The sequence below is a fragment of the Pseudomonas sp. P4_C3 genome (genome assembly GCF_056402075.1).
In genome coordinates, this window is sequence record NZ_JBFUIC010000817.1 from 1 (window position 1) to 507 (window position 507).

Below are 507 nucleotides of genomic sequence, written 5' to 3' on the forward strand. Positions count from 1 at the left end.
CCAAAACCCTGGGTCAGATCATTCAGCAAGGCATGAGCCAATTCACCGCTGCGCGGGTGACTGCTGCTGCCATCGGCGATCAGGTAAAGGCGGGCGTTTGCCTGCGCGGTATGGGCGAAGGCATCGCGATTGTCCGCTGTGTGACTACCGGCCTGGGTCTGCCATTTGACGGTCGCGTGCATTCAGGCGGTTACCTGGATGATGTAGTGTAGGCGCTGCCAGATGATCTGCTCACGGTCGCTATCCCCGCGTGCAGCATCTTGCACCAGATAACCGAAGTCATTGATGCACAGCAGGCCTGCCAGTGTTTGGTTCAGGTAGATGCGAAGTTCTCGGGCGGCAGATTTTACTTCGGCCAGCAGTTCCTCCCGGCCGTTGACCAGATTGAGAATGTCCTCAAGGTCCTGGCTGCCCAGTGGGTTCTGCGCGCCGCGACCGGCGTAGGCTTCCAGTTTGCTGCCGAGAAAGTAGGGCGGGCTGAACAGGCGAATGCGGCGGCCACTTGGC

General features: G+C 60.0%; 2 pseudogenes. Both read right to left on the reverse strand.

From position 1 onward, the window contains the following. Window positions 1-182 (reverse strand): annotated as a pseudogene (locus tag AC1DVH_RS32615) (hypothetical protein); the annotation flags it as partial. Beyond that, window positions 183-507 (reverse strand): annotated as a pseudogene (locus AC1DVH_RS32620) (hypothetical protein); the annotation flags it as partial.